At 41.5% G+C, this 22,430-nt stretch carries 17 protein-coding genes and 1 pseudogene; 11 read left to right on the top strand and 7 right to left on the bottom strand.

All coding sequences use genetic code 11. The features are described 5' to 3' along the window. Positions 1-46 precede the first annotated feature (46 nt). From AN34_RS09250 to AN34_RS09225, 6 genes are all read left to right on the top strand, one after another. Positions 47-448 carry a GNAT family N-acetyltransferase gene (locus AN34_RS09250; protein WP_051666380.1) on the top strand — a complete coding sequence of 134 codons (402 nt, stop codon included), beginning with the start codon at positions 47-49 and terminating at the stop codon, positions 446-448. Positions 449-850: 402 nt separating this feature from the next. Next, complete coding sequence (locus AN34_RS09245) at positions 851-1,423, top strand: RNA polymerase sigma factor (RefSeq protein WP_029284571.1); 573 nt, start codon at positions 851-853, stop codon at positions 1,421-1,423. 130 nt (positions 1,424-1,553) lie between these two features. Beyond that, on the top strand, positions 1,554-2,552 hold the full coding sequence (locus tag AN34_RS09240) for a FecR family protein (protein WP_029284569.1): 999 nt from the start codon (positions 1,554-1,556) through the stop codon (positions 2,550-2,552). A gap of 219 nt (positions 2,553-2,771) precedes the next feature. Beyond that, a complete protein-coding gene (locus AN34_RS09235) occupies positions 2,772-6,008 on the top strand; it encodes a TonB-dependent receptor (protein WP_036676914.1) in 3,237 nt (1,078 codons plus the stop codon). Positions 6,009-6,024: 16 nt separating this feature from the next. Beyond that, positions 6,025-7,476 (top strand): RagB/SusD family nutrient uptake outer membrane protein, encoded by a 1,452-nt coding sequence (locus AN34_RS09230; protein WP_029284565.1) that lies wholly within the window; start codon positions 6,025-6,027, stop codon positions 7,474-7,476. Between the two features lie 10 nt (positions 7,477-7,486). After that, complete coding sequence (locus tag AN34_RS09225) at positions 7,487-9,412, top strand: TlpA disulfide reductase family protein (protein ID WP_029284563.1); 1,926 nt, start codon at positions 7,487-7,489, stop codon at positions 9,410-9,412. 167 nt (positions 9,413-9,579) lie between these two features. Here AN34_RS09225 and AN34_RS09220 read toward each other — a convergent pair whose 3' ends face one another. After that, positions 9,580-9,957, bottom strand: a complete 378-nt coding sequence (locus AN34_RS09220; RefSeq protein ID WP_029284561.1) for a helix-turn-helix domain-containing protein — start codon at positions 9,955-9,957, stop codon at positions 9,580-9,582. Positions 9,958-10,054: 97 nt separating this feature from the next. Here AN34_RS09220 and AN34_RS09215 point away from each other — a divergent pair, with 97 nt between their 5' ends. After that, positions 10,055-10,684 carry an NAD(P)H-dependent oxidoreductase gene (locus AN34_RS09215; protein WP_029284559.1) on the top strand — a complete coding sequence of 210 codons (630 nt, stop codon included), beginning with the start codon at positions 10,055-10,057 and terminating at the stop codon, positions 10,682-10,684. A gap of 750 nt (positions 10,685-11,434) precedes the next feature. Here the strand turns inward: AN34_RS09215 and AN34_RS21595 are convergent. Beyond that, a complete protein-coding gene (locus tag AN34_RS21595) occupies positions 11,435-11,617 on the bottom strand; it encodes a hypothetical protein (protein ID WP_029284555.1) in 183 nt (60 codons plus the stop codon). Between the two features lie 6 nt (positions 11,618-11,623). On the opposite strand from AN34_RS21595, the gene AN34_RS09205 reads away from it, so the two are divergent. Together AN34_RS09205 and AN34_RS09200 are read left to right on the top strand one after the other, a co-directional pair. Then, a complete protein-coding gene (locus tag AN34_RS09205; RefSeq protein WP_029284553.1) occupies positions 11,624-12,535 on the top strand; it encodes an AraC family transcriptional regulator in 912 nt (303 codons plus the stop codon). Between the two features lie 18 nt (positions 12,536-12,553). Beyond that, complete coding sequence (locus AN34_RS09200; protein ID WP_029284551.1) at positions 12,554-13,750, top strand: FAD-dependent monooxygenase; 1,197 nt, start codon at positions 12,554-12,556, stop codon at positions 13,748-13,750. Between the two features lie 624 nt (positions 13,751-14,374). On the opposite strand, the gene AN34_RS09190 is transcribed toward AN34_RS09200, so the two are convergent. Then, positions 14,375-14,929 (bottom strand): STM3941 family protein, encoded by a 555-nt coding sequence (locus tag AN34_RS09190; RefSeq protein WP_029284547.1) that lies wholly within the window; start codon positions 14,927-14,929, stop codon positions 14,375-14,377. A gap of 67 nt (positions 14,930-14,996) precedes the next feature. Then, positions 14,997-15,206 carry a hypothetical protein gene (locus tag AN34_RS09185; protein WP_197285510.1) on the bottom strand — a complete coding sequence of 70 codons (210 nt, stop codon included), beginning with the start codon at positions 15,204-15,206 and terminating at the stop codon, positions 14,997-14,999. 432 nt (positions 15,207-15,638) lie between these two features. Between AN34_RS09185 and AN34_RS09180 the strand changes: the two genes are divergently transcribed. Then, complete coding sequence (locus AN34_RS09180; RefSeq protein ID WP_197285509.1) at positions 15,639-16,325, top strand: hypothetical protein; 687 nt, start codon at positions 15,639-15,641, stop codon at positions 16,323-16,325. Between the two features lie 1,057 nt (positions 16,326-17,382). On the opposite strand, the gene AN34_RS09175 is transcribed toward AN34_RS09180, so the two are convergent. Both AN34_RS09175 and AN34_RS09170 read right to left on the bottom strand, forming a co-directional pair. After that, on the bottom strand, positions 17,383-18,015 hold the full coding sequence (locus AN34_RS09175; protein WP_029284541.1) for a bifunctional 2-polyprenyl-6-hydroxyphenol methylase/3-demethylubiquinol 3-O-methyltransferase UbiG: 633 nt from the start codon (positions 18,013-18,015) through the stop codon (positions 17,383-17,385). Positions 18,016-18,286: 271 nt separating this feature from the next. Continuing rightward, positions 18,287-19,360: pseudogene (locus tag AN34_RS09170) on the bottom strand (IS3 family transposase). 236 nt (positions 19,361-19,596) lie between these two features. On the opposite strand from AN34_RS09170, the gene AN34_RS22110 reads away from it, so the two are divergent. Next, positions 19,597-19,866 (top strand): endolytic transglycosylase MltG, encoded by a 270-nt coding sequence (locus AN34_RS22110; protein ID WP_029284537.1) that lies wholly within the window; start codon positions 19,597-19,599, stop codon positions 19,864-19,866. Positions 19,867-20,202: 336 nt separating this feature from the next. Here AN34_RS22110 and AN34_RS09155 read toward each other — a convergent pair whose 3' ends face one another. Next, positions 20,203-21,849: a M1 family metallopeptidase gene (locus AN34_RS09155; protein WP_029284535.1), complete on the bottom strand. Its 1,647-nt coding sequence runs from the start codon at positions 21,847-21,849 to the stop codon at positions 20,203-20,205. Positions 21,850-22,430 lie beyond the last annotated feature (581 nt).

Raw genomic sequence — 22,430 nt, 5'->3', positions numbered from 1 at the left:
GTTTATATAACGAGATAACAATCAATTATTTGATCCATTCAAAGCGTTGCAGTTTCCGACGACAAATGCTCCGACTTTTTTCTCACCGGATGAGGTAGCACTTTTCTACAATTTTATGGATCACTATGCCGAGGGTGCTTATTTTGTTGTCTTCGATGATGGTGAGTTGATTGGTTGTGGTGGTGTGTTTTTAAATCATAGAACTGGTGAGGCCGGGCTATCCTGGGGAATGATACATGCTCAGGTGCACAATAAAGGGATCGAAAAGTTTTTTACAAATTATAGAATCGCGCTATTGAAAAATCGCTATCCTGGCAAAACATACAAAATTGAAACCTCACAGCATACGTTTCAATTTTATCACAATAGAGGCTTTGTCACAACAGGTATAATATTAAATGGATTTGGCGAAGGAATGGACAAGTATACAATGGAACTGAAAGGTTGATCAATCATATCTGTTTCGCACGTAGTCCCCAGTTTCAGGACTGAAGGATCGCTGTTCATCAACCGGGAAGGTCATAAAGAAATCTGCAAGAATTGAGAAGCCATGAGAAATATTGATGGGTTCATTCCTGCCGGCATCTACCGAGGATGGACAAAGAACTCTGAACATTAGCGGATAAAATGAAATCTGGGCGGCGCCAGCAGCTGCTAAATTCTTTATATTAGATCAATCAGCATTTAATTAAGCGTCTAAATATCGAGCGCCTTTAAGAAATGTATTCATCGAATTTCAGATATGCATCATAAAGCCGAAAATACATGGATTTAGCGTGTTATTTCTAAATTTTGAAACAGGCATTCAAACTATTATGTTTATTAGTGAAATCTACTATTTTTGTAGACTATGAATGTTGTCAAAGCTTCAGAGGCGGAATTGGTATTAAAGTTGAAAAATGGCAGCCAAACTGCTTTTGCTCGTCTTTATGAACTGCATGCAAGAAGGATTTACACATTTGCACTGAAGATTTTAAAATCACCTGCACTCGCAGAAGATATCGTCCAGGAAGTCTTTGTAAAACTGTGGGAGACCGCTCCAAAGCTGGAACCTAAACTACCCCTGCAGTCTTATCTGTTTACCATTGCCAGAAATTTATCTTTGAATGTGATCCGTAAAGCTGCCAGAGAAACCACAATTACAGAAGAGATCGCCCGATATGTGCTGGATCAGGGGAATAATGGACTCGCTGCCGCTCAGTATAAGCAGACAAAGGAATTTGTTTCCCGTGCTGTACAGCTGTTACCGCCGCAGCGCAGGAGAATCTACGAGCTTTGCCATGGGGCTGGCTATAGTTATAAGCAGGCGGCTGAAGAACTTGGCCTAAAAGATACAACCATCAACAGCCAGATGGTCAAAGCCATCCGCTCGATCAAAAAATACCTCATCAGAAACGGCGCACTATTGTCGCTCTTTTTTTAAATACAGCTTCAACCTTAAGCGCTTCTTTTTCTTCTCTACAGCGAACGCTGAAAAAAAAACAAAAAATATTTTCTTTCCGGGTAAATGTATTATAGGCTTCAAGTGTTATACTATAAAACGCAGCGCTATTTTGGAACAATCGACAAAGCAACTTTTTTTAAACTACATACGCAACCTGACATCACAGCAGGAAAATGATCAGGTACTCTTTATGATGCAGAGTGGTAGCTATCAGGAAGAGTGGGAACAGGCTTTGATCGAATTTCAGTCTGAATTTGAACACGGAGAAGAAGAAACCGAACTGGCTAACCAGCAGCTAATCTTTCAAAAGATAGAAAACCGGACAGCTTTGAAAAAGGTAAAAAAGCCATTGCACTGGATTGGTTATGCTGCGTCTGTGGTATTGATTGCAGCAATTGCATATTTGTTGCTTAAACCAGTGAGTAAGCCTGTTATCGCCGCCAAAAACAGGACAGATGAACCTGCCGGAAAGACACTGGGGCATAAATGGATCAAGTTACCAGATGGAACCTCTGTGCAGTTGAACAACGATAGCCGTTTGGTATATGACCAGGATTTTAAAGGGAAGAAGAAAAGGGAGGTGACCTTATATGGGGAAGCTTTTTTCGATGTGGCGCACGATGCAGCACATCCTTTTATCATCCATACCGGCAAAATCACGACAACTGTGCTGGGTACTGCATTTAATATTTCTGCCTATGATCATCAGAAAGCGGTAACGGTTACCGTTACCAGGGGCAGGGTGATGATACAGCAGGCAAATAAAACTTTGGCTGTATTAACCCCTAACCAGCAACTGAGCTGGAAAATAGGCCAGAAGTATCAACACAAGCAGACTGTAAATACAGAAAAGTTTACCGCCTGGAAGGCGCAGGATTTGATTATGGATGATGTCACCCTTTTGCAGGCTTCCGAACTGATCGCAAAGCGTTACGGCATAGAGGTTTTATTCAAGAGCGATAAAGTAAAAACATGCCGATTTACCGCTGCTTTTTTAAACAGGAATAACATCACCGAGGTTACAGAAGTGCTTAGTGCGATTACCGGAGCTTCTTTTGAACGCAAAGGCAACCAACTTTTGATTGACGGGAAAGGGTGTGAAAATTAATAAACCACAAACCATAAAAATTTGATGAAGAAAAAGGTATCACCGACATGATAAAGGATCGGAATGAAGTAAACCCCGGCGGCCACCGGGGCTTACAATAGTTTTAAATTATATCACGAACAACCTAAAACCACTGCAATGTATTATAAAAATACACTTTTTGCAAGTCAATCCCTATTGACTTATCACCACACTATTATCCAAAAATTAAGATTTTTCATGAAAGTAAATGCGATCTTATTGGTTATCTCATTATTTGCACTTAGTAGCCTATATGCAGTTGACAGTTTTGCCCAGAGTCTGCAGGAAGTGAATGTATCTTTAGGTTTTTCCGAAGGTAGTTTACAGGAGGCTTTTGCAAAAATCGAACAGCAGACCGATTTTCGTTTTGCTTATAAAAAAGAAGTCATCTCAGGTGTAAAAGTACCACCACTTGAAGCCGGGAAGCGAAGCGTTAAGCAGACCCTTGATGCGTTATTGCAGGGCAGCGGTTTAAGCTATAAACTACTCAATAACAGCATTGTTATTTTTAAGACACCTGTTTCCCTCACGCCATTCAATATATCCAGGGAAGAAATTAATGGTGTAGTAAAAGATGAAAAGGATACTGAAATGCCTGGTGTTTCTATCAGGGTGAAAGGTAAAACCACTGCTGCCATAACAGATAGCAAAGGAGCGTTTAAGATCCAGGCCTCGGCAGATGATATCCTTGTCTTTAGTTATGTAGGCTATTCTACGATAGAGCGACCTGTACAGAGCGGCAAGCCAATGGATGTGTTTCTGGATCCGCAAAGCGGAACGTTGGATGCCGTTGTGGTAATCGGGTATGGAACCACGACCAGAAGAACCAATACGGGTTCTGTCACCACAATAAGCGAAAAACAGATCGGCAATCAACCTGTAGGAGATCCGATTGCCGCCTTGCAGGGCAGGGTTGCCGGTCTGGATATTTCTTCGGTTACCGGTTATCCGGGTTCAGCTTACAATGTACGCCTGCGGGGACAAAATTCGATCACCGGAGGTACTGCGCCCTTATACATTGTGGATGGTGTGCCCTTTATTTCGGAAAGCCTCAGTCAGTTCGCTGGCGCAAATGGGAGCCAAAGTCCTTTAGCCAGTATCAACCCAGCCGATATCGAGCAGATCGACGTGTTAAAAGACGCAGACGCGACGGCAATATACGGTTCCAGGGGAGCAAACGGCGTGATTTTGATTACCACTAAAACAGGGAAGTCTGGCAAGCCGGAGTTTACAGCGAATGTATATTCAGGAATCTCCACGGTCAGTAAACGGGTGAAAATGCTTGACGGTACTCAATACCTGGCCATGAGGCGTGAGGCTTATACCAAGGACGCGGTGACCCCAACAGATGCACAGGCGCCTGATCTGTTATTATGGGACCAGAATCTTGATCAGAACTGGCAGGATCTATTAATCGGTAATTCAGCCAATCTTTCTGAACTTCAGTTGGGGCTTAGTGGCGGTACAGCGCAGACTAAATACCTGATCAGCGGAACCTACCGGGACGAGAAAATCGTCTTGCCAGGTAATCTGGGCTATAAAAGAGGGGCATTGAACATGTCGCTGAACCATAGTTCCCTTGATCAAAAATTTCAGTTTACCAGTTCTTTGAAATATACACTCGATGAAAATAATACCTTACAGAGTGATGTAACCAGCTTTTTTAATCTGTCGCCAAATTTCCCGATCTATGATCCCAATGGTAATTACTATTGGGTGGGAAATGAACAAAATCCGATGGCATACTTTGAACGTACAAATGTCAGTAACACCACCAATATTTTCGGCAATACCACTTTGAGCTATCAATTTTTAAAGGGCCTTACCGCTAAAGTAAGCGCCGGTTTTAACAGGATGGATATGAAACAGACCCAAACGCTTCCAAAACTGGGCTTTAACCCGGTCAATTACACCGGGAGCAGCGCGAACTATGGAACTGGTAACCTAAATTCATACATCGTTGAGCCTCAGCTCAACTATCATATTAAATTGGGCAAAGGCAGTCTTTCCGCTTTAGTGGGTGGAACCTGGCAACACAGCCTGAGAGAAGGACAAGGTGTAACCGGAAGCGGTTATATCAGCGATCTGCAATTGGATAACATTAAGGCAGCTACACTGATCACACCAAGAAGTTATAGCTATACCAAATACCGTTATACATCAGTTTTTGGAAGGCTTACCTATAACTGGGACGAAAAATATATCGTAAACGGTACCTTCCGCAGGGACGGGTCTTCCAAGTTTGGTCCCAATAACCGTTTCGGAAATTTTGGTGCCGTGGGTGCAGCCTGGTTGTTTAGCAATGAGACTTTTGTAAAAGAAAATCTTCCTTTCCTGAGTTTTGGTAAACTAAGGGGAAGTTTTGGTACGGTAGGGAATGACCAGATCGGTGATTATCAGTTTTTGGACAGCTGGACGCCTACCTCTTACCCGTATGGCGGCATAGGGGGAATATCACCCAGCCGTTTCCCAAACCCGGATTACAGTTGGGAAGTAAACCGGAAGCTGGAAGCCGGTTTAGACCTTGGTTTTTTTAATGAAAGGTTACTATTGACGACCAATTTCTATCGCAACCGTTCAGATAACCAGTTGATCGGAAGCACGCTTTCCTCGCAATCTGGATTTACCAGTTACCAGGCCAATTTACCTGCCTTGGTAGAGAATAAAGGCTGGGAATTCGAGCTGAGTTCGATCAACATCAGAGGCAAAGCTTTTTCGTGGAATACTTCCTTCAACCTTTCCTTAGCCAAAACCAAACTACTGGCATACCCAGACCTGAAAAATTCAGCAAATGCCGCCAAATACGTCATCGGCCAGCCTTTATCGATCGTAATGGGTTTTGATTTTCTGGGCATAAACCCGCAAAGCGGTGTACCTGAGTTCAGGGATCTTAACGGAGATAAAGCCATTACCGATCCGGCTGATCTTATCGTGATCGGAAATACGATGCCTGAATTTTATGGCGGCATACAGAACAGTTTCACCTATAAAAACTTCAGTTTTGATTTCTTCTTCCAGTTTGTAAAACAGGAGGGGCCACTGTTAAACTATGGTTATCTGAGTTATTCCAATGGTTCTGCACTCAGAAACAAAGACTTGAGCGCGCTTGAAAGATGGACAACGCCAGGTGTTCCGGCAGTGATCCCGGGTGCAAGTTCAACTGCCGGTAAACCGATCTACACGGCATACCAGAACAATTATCGCCTGTCAAATGCGGTTTGGGGCGATGCTTCATTCATCAGGCTGAAGAATGTTTCTGTAAGATATAACTTCAAAGACTTGCTCAAAAGCTGGAAATTCAACAATATCACCCTGTATGTTCAGGGACAGAACCTGTTCACCATTACCTCATACGACGGCTTTGACCCTGAAACAAAAGGGTTTTCAATGCCCCCGGTAAGTATTTACACCGCAGGTTTACAGGTTTCATTTTAACTTAAAATTAATTCCGATGAAAATTATCTATTATATATTATCTCTTGCCTTGATCAGTACAGGTCTGTCTTGTAAAAAATATGTAGAAATCGAAGATCCGAAAGATCAGTTGGCTACGGGAACTGTTTTTACCAGTGATGCTACCGCGACTGCCGCCATGGTGGGTATTTACAGCGATATGAATGCCGCTAATTACCAGTTTGCCAATGTGCTCACCAGCTTTACCTGCGCCATGGCCGCAGATGAGTTTATATATGCTCCGGTGCTGGCCAATTTTGACGAGTTCAAGAACAATGCCTTGACTTCCGGAAATAATTATGTCGGGTTGATGTGGTCATCGCCCTATAATTTTATTTATCGGTCCAACGCCGTTATAGAAGGCGTTACGGCCTCCAATACGCTTACACCAGCAGTTAAAAACCAGTTACTGGGTGAGGCCAGGTTTATGCGTGCCTTCTGCCATTTCTATCTGGTAAATTTCTTTGGTGATGTACCGCTTATCCTCAATACTGATGTATTGAATAATAGCAGTAAAGCGAGAAGCCCCAAGGCTGAAGTTTATGCCGCGGTTATCCAGGATTTAAAAGAGGCAAAAAATTTACTAGTAGCCGCCTACCCTGGTGCGGGTGAGCGCACACGCCCAAATAAAACAGCGGCTACACTTTTGCTGTCAAGGGCCTATTTATATACCGGGAACAATGCTTTGGCAGCGTCTGAATCCAGTGAGGTCATTGCAAATACAGCACAATATTCAATTTTAAAAAATGCAGATCCAAATGACCCCGCGCATATGACCAAAGCTTTTCTGAAAAATTCAAACGAAGCGGTTTGGCAGCTTCAGGTTGTGAATACCCTTGGCGGAAGAAACACATGGGAAGGAAATACGCTGATTTCAACAGCTGCTCCGCTTTACAGGCTTACCAAAGGGGTATACGGTCTGGAAACAGGTTTCGAAGCGGGCGATAAGCGGTTCAGTCACTGGGTTGGGAGCTATAGCACTGCTACAAACCCTGTTGTTACGTACTATTATCCTTTTAAATATAAAGTGAGGGTTGGATCAACAGGTGCTGCAGTAAGCGAATATTCGATGGTACTGCGTTTTGCCGAAGCCTACCTGATCCGCGCGGAAGCCAGGGTAGGACTGGGCAGTTTTTCGGAGGCCAAAGATGACCTGAATGTACTTCGTGCCCGTGCGGGATTAATACCGCTCGCTGTTGCAACAAGTCCTGCAGTCGCCATGGCGCAGGTTGAACAGGAAAGAAGGGCAGAACTGTTTTCAGAATGGGGACACCGCTGGTTCGACCTTAAACGATGGAAAAGTCTCTCTGGAGACCCTTTGAAATCCCGGGCAGATGATATTCTTCCACTGAGCAAACCGTCATGGAAACCCACCGCTGTACTTTTCCCTATCCCGGTTGAGGCTATGCGTACCAATCCAAATATGGTTCAGAATCCAGGTTATAATTAATTAGTTTCCTATGAAAAAGATAATATACAGTTTTATGCTCCTCGTGCTTGCCGTGATGCAGGCACGGGGACAAGGCGTAACCATCAAGCCCGAAAAAATAAGGAGAGGGGATACCGTTACCATCAGTTATGACCCTACAGCTGCCTATGCTAAAATAACACCTGATGCCACATCGGTAACGATCGTTTTTTCTTATTCTACTTTTTACGACCTGCCCTGGAAAATGCCAATGGTCAAAAAGGGCAAAATATGGACAGCATCATTTGTAGCGGGCAGGTTTGCAACCTTTGCAGCTTTTTATCTTCAGAGCGGAGAGCAGGTGGAGAAACCTGCTGCAGATCAACATTATGCGTTGCGCGTATTTGATGGAGCAAAAAGAGTAAAAAGCAGCTTTCTACACGAATCTTATAGCCTTTCTGCCCAAATGCCAAAATCTGCTGATCTTCAGGGCAGAAAGCTATTTCTCCTTGACGAAGAACTAAGAAACTACCCTGATCATTATGAAGCGAAGGTAGCACAGCTCAATACCAGGATGATCATGGCCAAAAGCCCCGTAGAAAAAATGCAGTTAAGGGAGCAGGCCAGGAAAATCATTGCAGCGAAATTTGAAGAAAATCCTACGCTGCCGGGAAATGTGAACCTGGTTACGATGGGCTACCTCATGATCGGTGAAAAAAGCAGGCTCGACTCCCTGCGCAAAGTAATTATGCAACGCTTTCCCGATGCAGATATCTCGAAAGACCTGCGTACCGCAGTTATCGCCAAAGAGCAGGATACTATCGCTAAAATTGCAAAACTGGAAGCGATGTTAAAGAAAAGCGACAGGCTTGGTGAAGAAGGATCTGAAAGTATCCATAAAATGCTCTTTGATTATTATGCTTCGGTCAAAGATTCTGCCAAGGCATTGTTTCATGCTTCAAGACTGAACGTAAAGGTCAGCCCCTACACACCGCAGACACTTAAGGATATTGCTGCCAGGCTGACCGAATATAAAATCTCCCCATCCGAGGCTATTGTCTATGCGGAGAGATCGTTAAAAATTTCCGGAAGCTGGCCGGTAGGGATTATCCGGTATTTTCCTGAGTTCGGCTATATTCCTTCCTATGTTCCCGATAGCATAAGACACCAGACGGTAGCTGAAGCAAGGTCCGCGCTGCTTTCTATTAAAGCGCTTAATTATATTGAACTGCACCGGATCGATTCCGCAAGACTCCTGGCGGACCGGGCGGTAAAGCTTTCGGATGGAAGAGAGGGGATGATCAACAGTGCGGAAGTTTTTGCAAGGCTAGGTGACAATCAGAAGGCTTTTGATATCCTCTGGAAGCTGCTGATCAAAAATCCCACAGATTCAGCCGTACTGAAAAGCGCAAAAACCAATTTTTTAAAATACAATCATTCAGAAGCCAGTTTCCAATCAAGGGTAGCAGAGCTGGAAGCTTTGGAAATTGCCCGGCTAACGGCTAAAACCAGATTAATGATGATGGATAAGCCTGGGCCGGAATTATCGGGCCTGGTAGACCTCGAAGGACGGCCGGTTTCCCAGGACATGATGAAGGGAAAGGTTGTTATCCTGGATTTCTGGGCAACCTGGTGCGTGCCCTGTATGCAGGAAATGCCTTATTTTTATCAGGTTTTTGAGAAATACCGCAACAATAAGGATGTCATATTTATGGTGGTTAACAGTGGTTCTAACAATACACTTGAAGATGCTAAAAAATGGGCAAAACAGAACCCCCAATATCAGTTTCCGATTTATTTCAATAACGATAAGAATATAGGGGAAAAAGTTGGGTTTACGGTAATTCCTACCATCGTTGTTTTAGATCAGCACGGAAAAATGCAGTTCAGAACCATTGGATTTGAGGGTGAGGTCCTTCAGAAAAAACTAGATGTGGAAATCGCTGTTCTGCTTGACAGAAAGCCGGGAGGTGAGTAAAGATACCGATCGGCATTGGAGGCTTTTTCTCGCATCCTATGCCGATCACCCTCTGCCAGCATGAAACTCCTGGCATTTTTAAGATCACCAGGCTCTTATGGTACTTATGATTTAGGGGAATTTTGGAGGGACAAAAAGGAGTGGATGTTCTCAAATATTATCCATAATTATGGCTGAGTAGTTGTTATTTCTCTTAAGCCGGAAATGATGCGCTGTCTATGTATCAATCCCCAGTCAGCTATGGTATTGGTGAGATCTCTAAGTGAATTACCGTAATCTGTGATTCGGTATTCCACGGCAACAGGCGCCGTGCTTAATACGATACGCTCAATGAGTTCATTGACTTCCAGATCTTTCAATTCTCGACTGAGCACTTTACCGGAAATGCCCCGGACTTCTTTGAGCAATTCGGAATAGCGCATCGGCTTATAACACAAACAAGCGATAATGGACATTTTCCATTTCCCATTTAAAATATCCATGGTATCGCTGATGGCTAGTATCTTCTGACTGCAATCCTTTATCGGTTCGAATTTTCGCTCCATGCTTTGAGGTGGTTACCCATTTGTCACTATAACTATTTGTCAGTTAGTGACAAATGTACACATAACAATCATAGCTTTGCATTATAATAATATAAATATGGAATTGATCAAAAATTTGCAATGGCGTTATGCTGTTAAGAAATACACAGATGAACGGGTTAGTGAAAACAAGATTGACCAAATCATTGAATCCGTCAACCTTAGTGCTTCTTCCTGCGGGATACAGCCTTATCGTCTAATTGTGGTAACCAATCCTGAAGTACGGGAAAAATTATCGCTGGGGTCTTTCAACAGCCAAATCCTGGATTCTTCCCATCTGCTTGTTTTTGCAGGATTTAAAAACATATCTAGTGAATACATTGCAGATTACGTGGCAATGATGGAAGAGCAACGCGCTTTGGAAGCCGCAACCCTAAATTCTTTAAAGGATGCCGTGACTTCTTTTTTTGCGACTCAAACTCCCGAGCAACACGCGGTTTGGTCGGCCAAACAGGCCTATATTGGATTAGGAACTGCTTTAATCGCTGCTGCTGAACTTAAAGTAGACGCTACGCCTATGGAAGGCTTTGATCCGGAATTATTTAATAAGGTATTGGGATTATCAGAGAAAAATCTTCATGCTTCGGTCATTATTGCTCTCGGTTATAGAGATGCTGCAAACGATTATCTCGCTTCGATGCCAAAAGTTCGTTTGCCAATCAACGAATTTTCAAGCAGGATAAATTAATCTGTATATCCCTAAACCAGCGAGCGTAAGTTCAAGTGGTAGAAAGATTTCGCTCAGCGGCATTGGTTTGAACATAGGCCAGGCCGGTTTAGGTTTGTTAACAGCATGTACCAGGGAAGCTTTAAAAATCACTTGATTTTGGAGGCTTCCTGTGGTTCTATATCCTGTTACGAAAAGCTAAATAATTGATTAAATTGGCTAGCAACAGTGTTCCCTCATTTCACTTTATGGTGATGTCCTGCTTCTGGCTAAACTATCTATTCTGATCTTTCGATCAGCTTTATCACCACTGGCAAGTTTCTTTTCTAGACTTTATACACATCTGTATCCCTTTACATTCCATATGCAGGCATTTGCAGTATACCGATAGGTTGAAAATGATGCTGAGCGAATATTTTCTGGAAGAAGAAATAGCTGATTCTCATATAAGCTTACATCCAATGGATAGTTAGCAAATAAGATAATTTTACGGCTCATATGACCACTGACCTTCCGGGCAGCATCCCTGCTTCATGGCTTACCCATCCGCTATTTACATCTGTATTTCTTGTTGTGGCCTTCAGCACGTATCATTATACCAGACAACAGGCGATGCTGAATAAGGCAGTGCCGATTTTAAGTGTTGTCCTGCCAATGAATTTTATTACTGATGTGGGTGTCAGATAAGCACGCTTCATGGATTTTGATGTGTCCTCAAGAAAGCAGCGATACTTGCTATCTATGATTTTCATCATTTTGTTTGCTGTATCCTTAGCCTTGGTATAGCTGTGGAAGGCTTGATCCTGCCCGGTTAGAGTTGAAATAATTGGAAATAGAATAGTATAAACTAATATTTAATGCAGAAACTAACCCCGCCAATTGTCCACCATTTTCCGGTTTGTGTCGGATAAAAGGACCAATATATAGCGCTACCTTTGATCTGTAATCGTGCATTTTTTGATGGTTAAAAAGAAAGTAGATTTATTTGAGTTGCGATCGGGCGAGCATGGTCTGGTGATATCGCCCATGCTTGCCTCGTTTTCTGATCATGATGATAGGGAGAAAACCCTTCGGCCACATCGGCATGATTGCTATGGGGTGTTTTTGCTGCGGTCAGGTGATTTGAGGATGTTGGTGGAAAACCAGGTGATTCAGATGGTGGGTTTATCCCTCCTGGTTGTTCAGCCCGGCCAGATTCATCAAAGCCTTCATGCAAATGAACTCTCGGGCTGGGTCATGTTTGTGGATGGCAAGAGTTTAGATCCGAAAACAAGGGGCGTGTTGGAGCAATCTTCCGAAGAGATCCTGTATTTCGATCGGACTGTTGGCGAAGTGTTGTTTTGTGATCAGCTTTTACAAGCGATTTTTCAGGGCTCGTGCCAGAAAAAGACAGGTCCTTTCCAACTCAGTATGATGCATGCATTAATCAATGCGCTGTTTTATCAGCTGACCAATATGCGCCTGTCATTGGAATCGGCAATGGAAAATGCTTCCGCAAGATCCAGTCAGATTGTCCAGCAGTTTAAAGACATGGTCAAACTGAATTTTAAAAGCCTCAAGAAACCTTCGGCTTACGCTGCAATGCTTAATATTTCCATATCCCATCTCAATGATACCGTTAAGGCAATAACCGGGTATTCTGCCACATACCTTTTACAACAGGAGATTATGGGAGAGGCCCAGCGTCAATTGCTTTATACCGGCAAAACCGGAAAAGAGATTGCTTTCCATTTGGGATATACCGATCATAAGTATTTTATCCGGTTATTTACCAAGGTTGTGGGACAATCTCCCGCTGCGTTCAGGAAGGTGAAACACGGTATGGAAAAGAACCATAGACATCAGCTCATCCCGGATACCGAATTCGATTAGCCATCACATACAAATTTTATGAAAAACAAAAAAATATTAATTACCGGCGCCAGTATTGCCGGTCCAACCTTAGCCTATTGGCTTAACCATTATGGCTTTCAGGTTGTCATGGCAGAAAGGGCAACTGAACTTAGACTGGGAGGACAAAATTTAGATGTCAAGGGGCCTGCACAAGAGATTTCACGTAAGATGGGGATCGAGGAAGTCATACGGGCAAGAAATACCACTGAGGCGGGGTTGCGATTTGTGGATGGTGATAACAATACGCTGGCTGAATTTCCAAAGGAAAGTGCGCTGAGTATGACCCAGGAACTGGAAATTCTTCGGGGAGACCTGGTTCAGATACTATATGATCAGACAAAGGATAATGTGGAATACCGCTTCAATGAACAGATAGCTGGGTTACGGCAAACGGCTGAAGGGCTCGAAGTTGATTTTTTAAGTGGGCGCTCAGAAAATTTCGACCTGCTGATTGCAGCAGAGGGAATAGGATCTTCAACACGTAAACTGCTTTTTGGAGACGAACCATCGTTTAATTATCTGGGCTTATATACGGCTTACCTGACCGTTGCCAGAACATCCACAGATAGTGACTGGGCGAGGTGGAATAATGCCAAAGGGGGAATTGTCTATATGATCCGTCCCGATAATCACGGCTCGGCAAGGGCCTCGATTACCTTCACAGCTGAGGAGAACCAATATAAAGGCCTGTCGCTCGAAGCCCAAAAATCAGCGCTGATTGATCGCATCAGTGGTAGTGGCTGGGAATCAGATCGCCTGATCCAGGAAATTCATCACTCCTCAGATTTATATTTTGAAAGGGTAAGTCAGGTTAAAGCGCCGGAGTGGAGTAAGGGGAGGTGTGCCATTATAGGGGATGCAGCCTATTGCGCAACCCCAATAGCTGGGAAAGGTACTGATCTGGCCATGGCCGGGGCCTATATTCTAGCTGGGGAACTGGCCCTGGCCGAGACGTATCAGCAGGGATTTGCCGCCTACGAGATTAAAATGCGTCCCTATGTGGAGAAATGTCAGAAACTCCCACCAGGCATACCTCAACTGGTTTATCCTCAGTCGGCATTTGGCGTCGCTGTCTTAAATCGGCTGTTTTCCATAGCGGGCAGTAAACCAGTTCAATGGATCATCTCCATTTTTGGAAAAGATAAAAAAGTGATGAAAGAAGAAATTCATCTTTTAGACTACGGGCATACCTGAGGTACTAGGCTTTGAATAGCATTAGAATAACATCTATGCTAAACGGATTGACAGGGTGATTTATGAAAGCTGACTTAATACATTACTCAACCTAATTTTTATGGCAGGCAAAATAAACTCAAATCTGACCATTGTTTTAAGCAAAACAGTAATATCATTCGGTACTCAATCACTTGCAGAAATGATTGATCAGTCCAATTTACGGGTGTAAGCAAGGTTCCTGACAATTGTAGAATGCAAATAGTTTATGCCTCATAAAGGGATTTAATTTACATCTTTTGTTACCATTATGCCAGGCGATTCGATTTATGGGATGATCGGCTATTGAAATGAACCATTCATCAATAAAGCAGCTAAAAACCCTTAAGAAAAAAACCAGTTGCCTTTCTGTTTATCCGCTCAAGTCCATTCTTTTTACTTGCGCAGCTGCTTTCTTGGGACTTATCCTGTTGTTGCAAAATGGGGTGGGGCAGATAAAAAGAAAGGGATTGCCTCTGGGCATCCCTTATCAACCAACCAAACTAATGTATCCCGGGAACCACTCCGGAATCATGTTAGTAACACTAAAACTTGGTAAATGTTTTATAAATTTAATTGACTGCGCTAACCTCGGTTGAGGAAACCTTAGCGCGGGTACCCAACTTCTGCCTGATCATATCCGGTGATTTTTTTTCGGTAGTCCTGAATGATCTTAAACAATTCGTCTGCGTTCATATCCAGCTCGGATGCAGTAAGGAAGATTTGCAGGTTCCCGGCTGAATCCTGTATGCCGCTGACTGCCATCGCGGAAAGTTTTTTCTTAATGATGGGCATGTAGTGTTCTGATTTGCTTACAGTGAGTTCCACCAGGGTATCCCATCCTACTTTGGTAAGGGAAATGTGTAGGATGTCTTCCCAGTATATCAGGCCTGCTGCTTTGCTCACTGCAGTGACCGATGAGCTTATGCCTTCCTTGTTCAGGACCAGCATCGGAATTGAGCGATTAAGTGAAATCAGCATTCTGATGATCATAATAAGCAGGATGAGCCCTAAAACAGCGGATATCCCCGCTAGCTTTGTGGCAATGATACCTGTGAATAATCCGATGCTGTACAAAAATACCGCTACAAGGGCAAAAAGTATGACTGAACAGATGAAGATAAGTTGTGCTGATTTTTTTTTGTTTCTGTAAAATTCCATTTATGGATGTTGTTAGGAGGTTATGGTCTGCACCACTTGAATTTTCTTCTAAAGTGGTGCGGCCGCTTTAATTAACTTTAGCGTTTTTTCGCAATGGGCAGATCACTTCAAAGCTGCCGTCAATCGCCCGCTCTGAGCAGTGTGATATGACAAGTTTTGGTTTTAATTCCGCGATCACTTCCTTTGCAAGCTTGATGCTTTTGTTCAGGTTTTTGATCCCGAGTACTTCAATGCGGGGAGCTAGCATGTTGAATTTTGAAGGTTCGAATCTTTCCATGAATTTTGAATACCGGTTGCTGTTTTGTGATCTGACATGTTTTGATTTTAGCATTTAAACTTTAAAACTGATCTTTTGTTTGCGCTGCTTTTTGGATAATGTTTTTAAATTTATCGCTCTATTGTTGCTTTTTTTATAGTTTTTATTCTTTATCATGCTTGGATCTAGGGTGCTAGCCAAGTATTAGTCTGTAAATGTTTTATCCGTATTTTCTCTTATCAGACTGGCATTTTTTTTAAATAACATAAGGCATATTTAAGTATATCTCATTGCACTTTGCTTATAAATCATTACCTTGATTCCTTGAAATCCCATATTGATCCCTGTATGAACAACGCCAAAAAAAATCTGCTCTTTGCTAATGGCTTTGCTTTTATCTTAATGGTTGCCGTGAACTACCTGTCGAATGCGGGGCTGCTCAACGGTAATAGCATGAAAACAATTTCTGACAGGTACTTCAATTATTTTACGCCTGCAGGCTTTGCTTTCTCCATCTGGGGCCTTATTTATCTCGGGCTATTGGGTTTTATTTTCTACACCGGGTTAAAGGCCAAAAAAGATCCCCGCAGGTCTGCTGTTCTGCTTAAAATCGGCTGGTGGTTCGTACTCTCCTCTTTGGTTAATTCCTGCTGGGTAGTGGCCTGGTTATATGATTATATTGGTCTCTCTGTAGTGATCATGGCTGTTCTGCTTTTTTGTCTGGTCAAGATTATAATGAATACCCGGATGGAACTTGATAGCCATCCGCTGAAGGATTATTTGTTTATATACTGGCCGTTTGCCTTGTATTCGGGTTGGATTACGGTAGCTTTTATAGCCAATATTTCCGCTTACCTGACCAAGATAGGATGGGAGGGCTGGGGCATCTCTGAAGTCAGCTGGGCAATAATAATGATCTGCGCAGCGGGGATAGTCAATATCATTATGGTGTATACCAGAAACCTGCGTGAATTCGCGGCAGTGGGTATTTGGGCATTATTTGCCATTTCTGTATCCAATAACGCCAATCCTGATGGAGGGAACATTGTGTATGCCTGTTATGCGGTGATGATTGTGCTTGCTGTTTTTATCATCATTAATGGTCTGAAAAGTCGCAAACGTTCAAGTGAGAGGATGTGATTGATGGAGAACAGACCATCTGTCCCTTCTACACCATACCGCCGTCAGACGCGTAAAATGCTGACTGGATTGGGCTGATTCTTTAGGTCAAATTTTTGGATAGTTTCGCTCAAATTTGCGGTGGACTATGGTTATTCCGCTCTGGAGGAAGCATGGCGTTTTTTAAGATTCAAATGCCTGTTAATAAATTTTGATCTTTATGGAGGCTTGAGGCAATTTTTGTAAGAAAGTTAAGCTCATTTTTCTTATTTAATATCTGAGTACATACCATGCGACGCCCCTTGCCATCTGTCTTTAAACTGAAACCTGATTTTTGTACTGGATTCACCGATGTCGCAGTCATTCAAAACAGATTGGGGGGTGAGCTATAAATGGTCATTAAAGAAGGACTTTCTACAAAGATTGGAATCAGAAGGGCGGCTGAGAGGGTCTAGACAATATCCATACACATACTTATAGGGTGACAATAATGCACAAATACGGGAAGATCGATGTTAGAATTTTTGTCATGTCGGGATATTTCTGTTTTCAACTTGAATCAACGGGCCAATGCTTTCTGGCTTTTAAAGTCCCGCCTTACGCTTATCCAAGTACCCCAATAGCAGCTGAGCAGATGCCGCTCTTTTAGTTAATGGCCTTAGTTGTTCTTGCCTTTTCTCTCTTAAATGTGTTCGATTTGTAAGAGAAGATTTTCTCTTTGAAGCAACTGGTGCATATGAACATACAGCTGAAATAAAAATATACAGTAGGGGATGGTTACCTCCGTTTTGTGAGACCGGAAGAATATTAATTTGTTTCCCTATACCATTCACTGTACAATATTTTTCTTTTTCGAGCGTGGCCTTTCATTTTTATTCTACGCTTATTGCTCATACCCAGATCAAAAATTAAGCATTATTTGCACATTCTTTTTATAAGGCACGTTTCTCTTTGCTGTAATTGTCGCATTTAAACTTACAGCTGAAAGGAAGATTAAGGTGAGGATGGATATACCCGTTTCAATAAACAGTATATCCTCCTTTTGCCGGGCATTAACGATTGAGAAATGTTAAACTGTTTAAATTTTTTTACGGCAGATAATATACCAAAATCTTTGAACGGGCTTGTTACCTGAGTCCTCACGTGGTTCATTTATAATTTGTGCATCTATCAAGTCATAATTGCTAAATGCTGATTGAATGGAATCTTCATCGTAAAAAAACAAATGAAGTCCGGGCCAAGTTTCATAGGTATCCTTACTTACTTCTTTGCCTTGTCCAAATCTAAAATCTAGTTTAGAAATGGACACGAAAACCATGTATCCATTTGGTTTAAGTTGATGATAACAGTCATCAATAAATTTTATGCGCTGCTGGGCGCTTAATAAGTGAAGTAACGCATAACAAAATATGCCCTCATATAATTCACTATCAAATGGCATGGAGGACACCGAACCGGAATATATTTTTATACGATCAGCGAACTGCTTTTTTGCGATATCAATTGCGCTTTCAGCTATTTCAATGCCAGTTACCTGGAATCCATTGTCAATAAAAACTTTGGCATTTCTTCCATAACCAAATCCTGGTATGAGAACTTTTTTCAATTTTTGTTCTTTAAATAATGCTAAAGTTGAGACGGCGGAATCAGCTGGTTCCCATCCCCACATTTCTTGTTTATCTTTAAAACTTGCCTCCCAAAATGCTGTCATAATAATATAGCTTAAATATTTTTATGCAATTATGTTGCATATGTAAATCTAAGCTAATTTTTATCATTAGGAAATGGACATTTTATTACTGATGCCTGTTTTTCCGTTTCATTTAAGATTTAAGAGCAACCCTTACAATGGGGTAATCTTCTTTAGTGCGATGTTTTTCTCATTGCCGTCCCTGGTGCATGTAAACCCAAAGCTAAAAGAAATACACAGTAGGGTGTAAGCTCCCCTGTTTTTCAGACCATTCAAAAGTATAATTTTGTCCTCAAATTTCCTGCAATAAATCTACAGGAGATTTGAAGTTCAATGCCTGGTGTGGTCGATGGTAATTGTAATCCACCATCCATTCCTCCACTTTCTCCCTTACATCATCCAGGGAGTGAAATATGTAGGCATTTAACAATTCTCTTCTGATGCTTCCATTCAATCTTTCAATATATGCATTCTGTGTTGGTTCTCCTGGCTGGATAAAAACTAGTTCAACCTTGTTTTCCTTTGCCCATTCATCCAACTTATGCGAGATAAACTCCGGCCCATTATCCATTCTTATTTTTTTTGGAAGCTTCCTATATTGTTTTAGCTCATCCAAGGCTCTTATAACTCGCAATGCTGGAAGTGAATAATCTATCTCCATAATAAGCATCTCTCTGTTATAATCATCAGCGATGTTCAACAACCTAAATTTCCTTCCATTCCAAAGCGCATCACTCATAAAATCCATGGACCATACCTCATTTACCGTTTCTGGCACGAATAAGGGTTTTTTGACTCTTTCTGGCAGCCTCTTCCTTGCCCTGCGGCGGATATTAAGCCTCATTGAGGTTATAAATCCTATAAATCTTTTTATGGTTCCATTTAAGCCCTTTTTGACGCAATCGGTAGTAACACTGCCAGAAGCCTATGGAGACGTGCTTTTCAACAAGAAGTGAAAGTGCATCAACTACTTCACTATCATCCCCTCGTTTATGTTGATAGTAATGTTTGCTTCGGTTCAATCCAACGCATTTACAGGCCTGACGATGGCTTATCCTTTTTACCATTTCATCAACTAAATCCCTTTTCTCGTCAGGCGTTAAAGCTTTTTTTCTACAGCCTCCTTGAAAACTTCATGCACGAGGCTAAGATTCGCATACATTTTCTTTAAACGTGCATTTTCTTCTTCCAGCGCCTTTAATTTCGATAGTTCTTTGACTTCCATTCCGCCATACCTTTGGCGCCATTTGTAAAAGGCTGCAGCGCTAATTCCTAACTCTCTGCAGAGATCATGCACGTTTTTACCGCTCTCATGTTCCTTGATTGCTTTTACAATCTGGGATTCCGTAAACTTGATTCTTTTCATATAACCAATTAAAATTAATAGTTTTTCTAATAGCCTCGCTGCGCTAGGTCTAGAATTCTACTTTTAACTGGTCTGAATTTTGGGAAGTGCACACTGGCAACTTCCTCAAATCAATCGGCAGGCGAAAATGCCACATTGAAACTTATGGACGATATTTCACTAATTGAAGATATAGCTCCGGAAGCTAAAATCTTGGAGGTTATATGTCTCCAAATACTTATAATTTCCCATGATCTGTGACCACTCGGGCTATTATCGAACAAATAGTTAGGGATTTTAAAAAGGTTTGGTTGCCGGAATTTTCCGATCGAGCCTTCAAATTGAAACAGACACCGCAGCAGATAAATACTATTGCTTCTTTTATAGAAATAGAGTCTCGATTGAATGAGGAGCGACCTCCTATAGCATCAGTAATCTATAATCGTCTGAACATAGGAATGCTGCTCGGAATAGATCAGACAGCCGTTTACATTACGAAGATTGAAAATCGATGGGGAATGTCATAATAAACGACAGCGACCTGGAGTCAAATTCTGCAAAACGCAAGAAAGTTTGTCTGTCTTCCTCGAGTTTAGATTTCATCAATCTCTGAAAGTTCAACCAAAGCCGACCCTTTATTCTGCGGTCATAATCTATATCTAATTAGGTTTTAAATGTAAAGAAAAAAAAATAAGTCAATTTTATTTATTAGCAGAAGAATTCGAACGTGGTAAAGCAGCCTATCGATCTTGGTTAGATAAGGAGCGTAGATGAAAACCGTAACTACACTTCAATCGTAAGAACATACACAGTGATTTAAATAATTAATCTAAGAACATATTTTGGTGTAATCTTTTGCTATGTTAATCTACCTGTGACTGTCGTTTTACTACTTTTACATAATAGTTCTTATCAACTAGTAAACGCTTTATATCATCATTAAATGTAAAAAGTGTTTGCCATTGTGTTGTTGGATAGACTAATTGAAAGGTTTTGCCGTCAACTGCAATGTTCAGGGGCATATCAAAATCCTTCTTACAGTTAGTCCACCTGAAGTACAGTTTCCCATTATAAAAATTGTATTCCCAGGCGGGAACTTGAGTAGATTCTAAGTATTGGGCAAAGACGCTTGTAAAGTCTTTTTTTGTATAATAATTGAGAAATCGCAAAATCTGTTTAGTACTAATAGTTTGGTGATAAAATGTTTGATTCAATCCATGAAGCCAGCCACGGAAAACAGTGTCTCCCAGGACCTGCCGGATAGTGTGAAGCATTGCTGCACCTTTATAGTATTTATCAGATGTGCTAGAGCCTAAAATTGGTTGGTCATTTTTTATATGTTTCCAGGTGCCAAGAGAATATTCATTACCTGCTTCATTACCCCAAACATACGCTGTGTACAGGCTTTCTAAGTATTTTGCAAAACCTTCATGTATCCAGCTATCATCGTTGGAACTTGATGAAAGGCTATTGCCAAACCATTCATGACCACTTTCATGCACTAATATAAAGTCCCACTTTAGGCCCCAGCCCGAACCTGAAATAGCGTCTCTTCCTTTATAACCATTTTGAAAGCCATTCCCATACGCTATTCCACTTTGATGTTCCATGCCAGGCATAGGTGCTTCTACTAACTTATAACCATCTTTATAAAATGGATAAGCTCCCATCCAATATTCAAAAGCTCGTAGCATAGTATCCGTTTGCAGCAAGTGTCTCTTCGCCCTTGCCAAATTATAGTCTAATACCCAAAAATTACAGTCAAGTAGACCTTTCAAACCCTTATAGTCACTATGCCAGCTGGTATATTTTCCAATGTAAGGGATAATATTATAGTTATTGATAGGGTTTATAACTTTCCAATTGTATGTTGCTGTACCGCCTTTATTGACAACCTTGTTTTGTAATCTGCCATTTGAGACTGCTGTTAGCGTATCAGGCACTGTGATACTGAAGGCAACGCCATTATCAGGTTCATCATATAAAATGTCTTTACATGGCAACCAAATACTGGCACCAGAACCTTCGCAAGCAATACTTATCCATGGTCTTCCATTCTTATCTTTTGCCCATATCCAACCATTGTCAAATGGGGGGTTAATAGCTTCAGTTGGGTATCCTTCAAATTTTATAAAGATTGCATGGGTTTCGCCTTTCTTCACTTCCCTTGGAAAAGTAATAAAGTATTTTTCTTTTTGCTTAATATAAGGAAGATTTACATTTTCCCAGGTAATACTAGTTATGCGCATTGGATCTTGTAAATCAATTTGCAAAGTGCTACTCCTCTGATAAGCAATAAAAGTTATCTCATTTGTCCCTGAAATAAATTTTTTATTAAAGTCTGGAGTTATCGCAATCGTATAATGCAGTAGATTCCACCAATTTCTTTCTCCTGATGTATTGATAGGAACTTGCTCTTTGTTGATATTCACAATGTATGGTGAAGTTTGAGCATGAAACCACGACGGAATGGTTAAAAAGAGAAGAAAAAAAAATACTATTATTTTCATATTAATTAATAAATGTGATTGTTATCTTATGTCTGCTGCGAATTAAAAAGTGCATTTGTGTTGATTTAGTGATGGTTCCTTCACTTTTTTCCTAATCTCAATTCACCGCTGTGGCGATATGCTTATTACCAATTATGGATAGAACTGAAGAGAGGGTAAGTAAAGGATTGAATGCGTAAGTTACTCTTTCAATTTAACTTTATTCCAAACATTATGTAAAGCCATTGCTATTATCATTTAACGGTGGAATAATTATTACAACATGATATCTAGCTTTGCCAGCATTGCCTTATGCCATTTTTAGCATCGATGATTTTATTCCCTGTGATTACCTGAATATATCTGTCCAATGAGTTAACTATTATTAATGAGCAGGAATTCTGTTTCTGGGAAAAGATGAGCTAATGGGAGATATTTGCAACATTTTGTAGTTTTGCCCCCAATGAAGATTTTCTATGCTGTCCTGCTGAGCCTATGCTCGACAAGTCTTTTTGCGCAAGTTTTAAAGGGAAAGGTCATCACAACAAGCGACTTGCCATTGGAAGATGCTTACCTGCAGAACCACTGGAGCAAAAACATGC

The organism is Pedobacter sp. R20-19 (genome assembly GCF_000708265.2).
GTDB lineage: Bacteria > Bacteroidota > Bacteroidia > Sphingobacteriales > Sphingobacteriaceae > Pedobacter.
The sequence above is the reverse complement of the archived record's forward strand: the minus strand, read 5'-3'. Positions and strand labels throughout refer to the sequence as shown.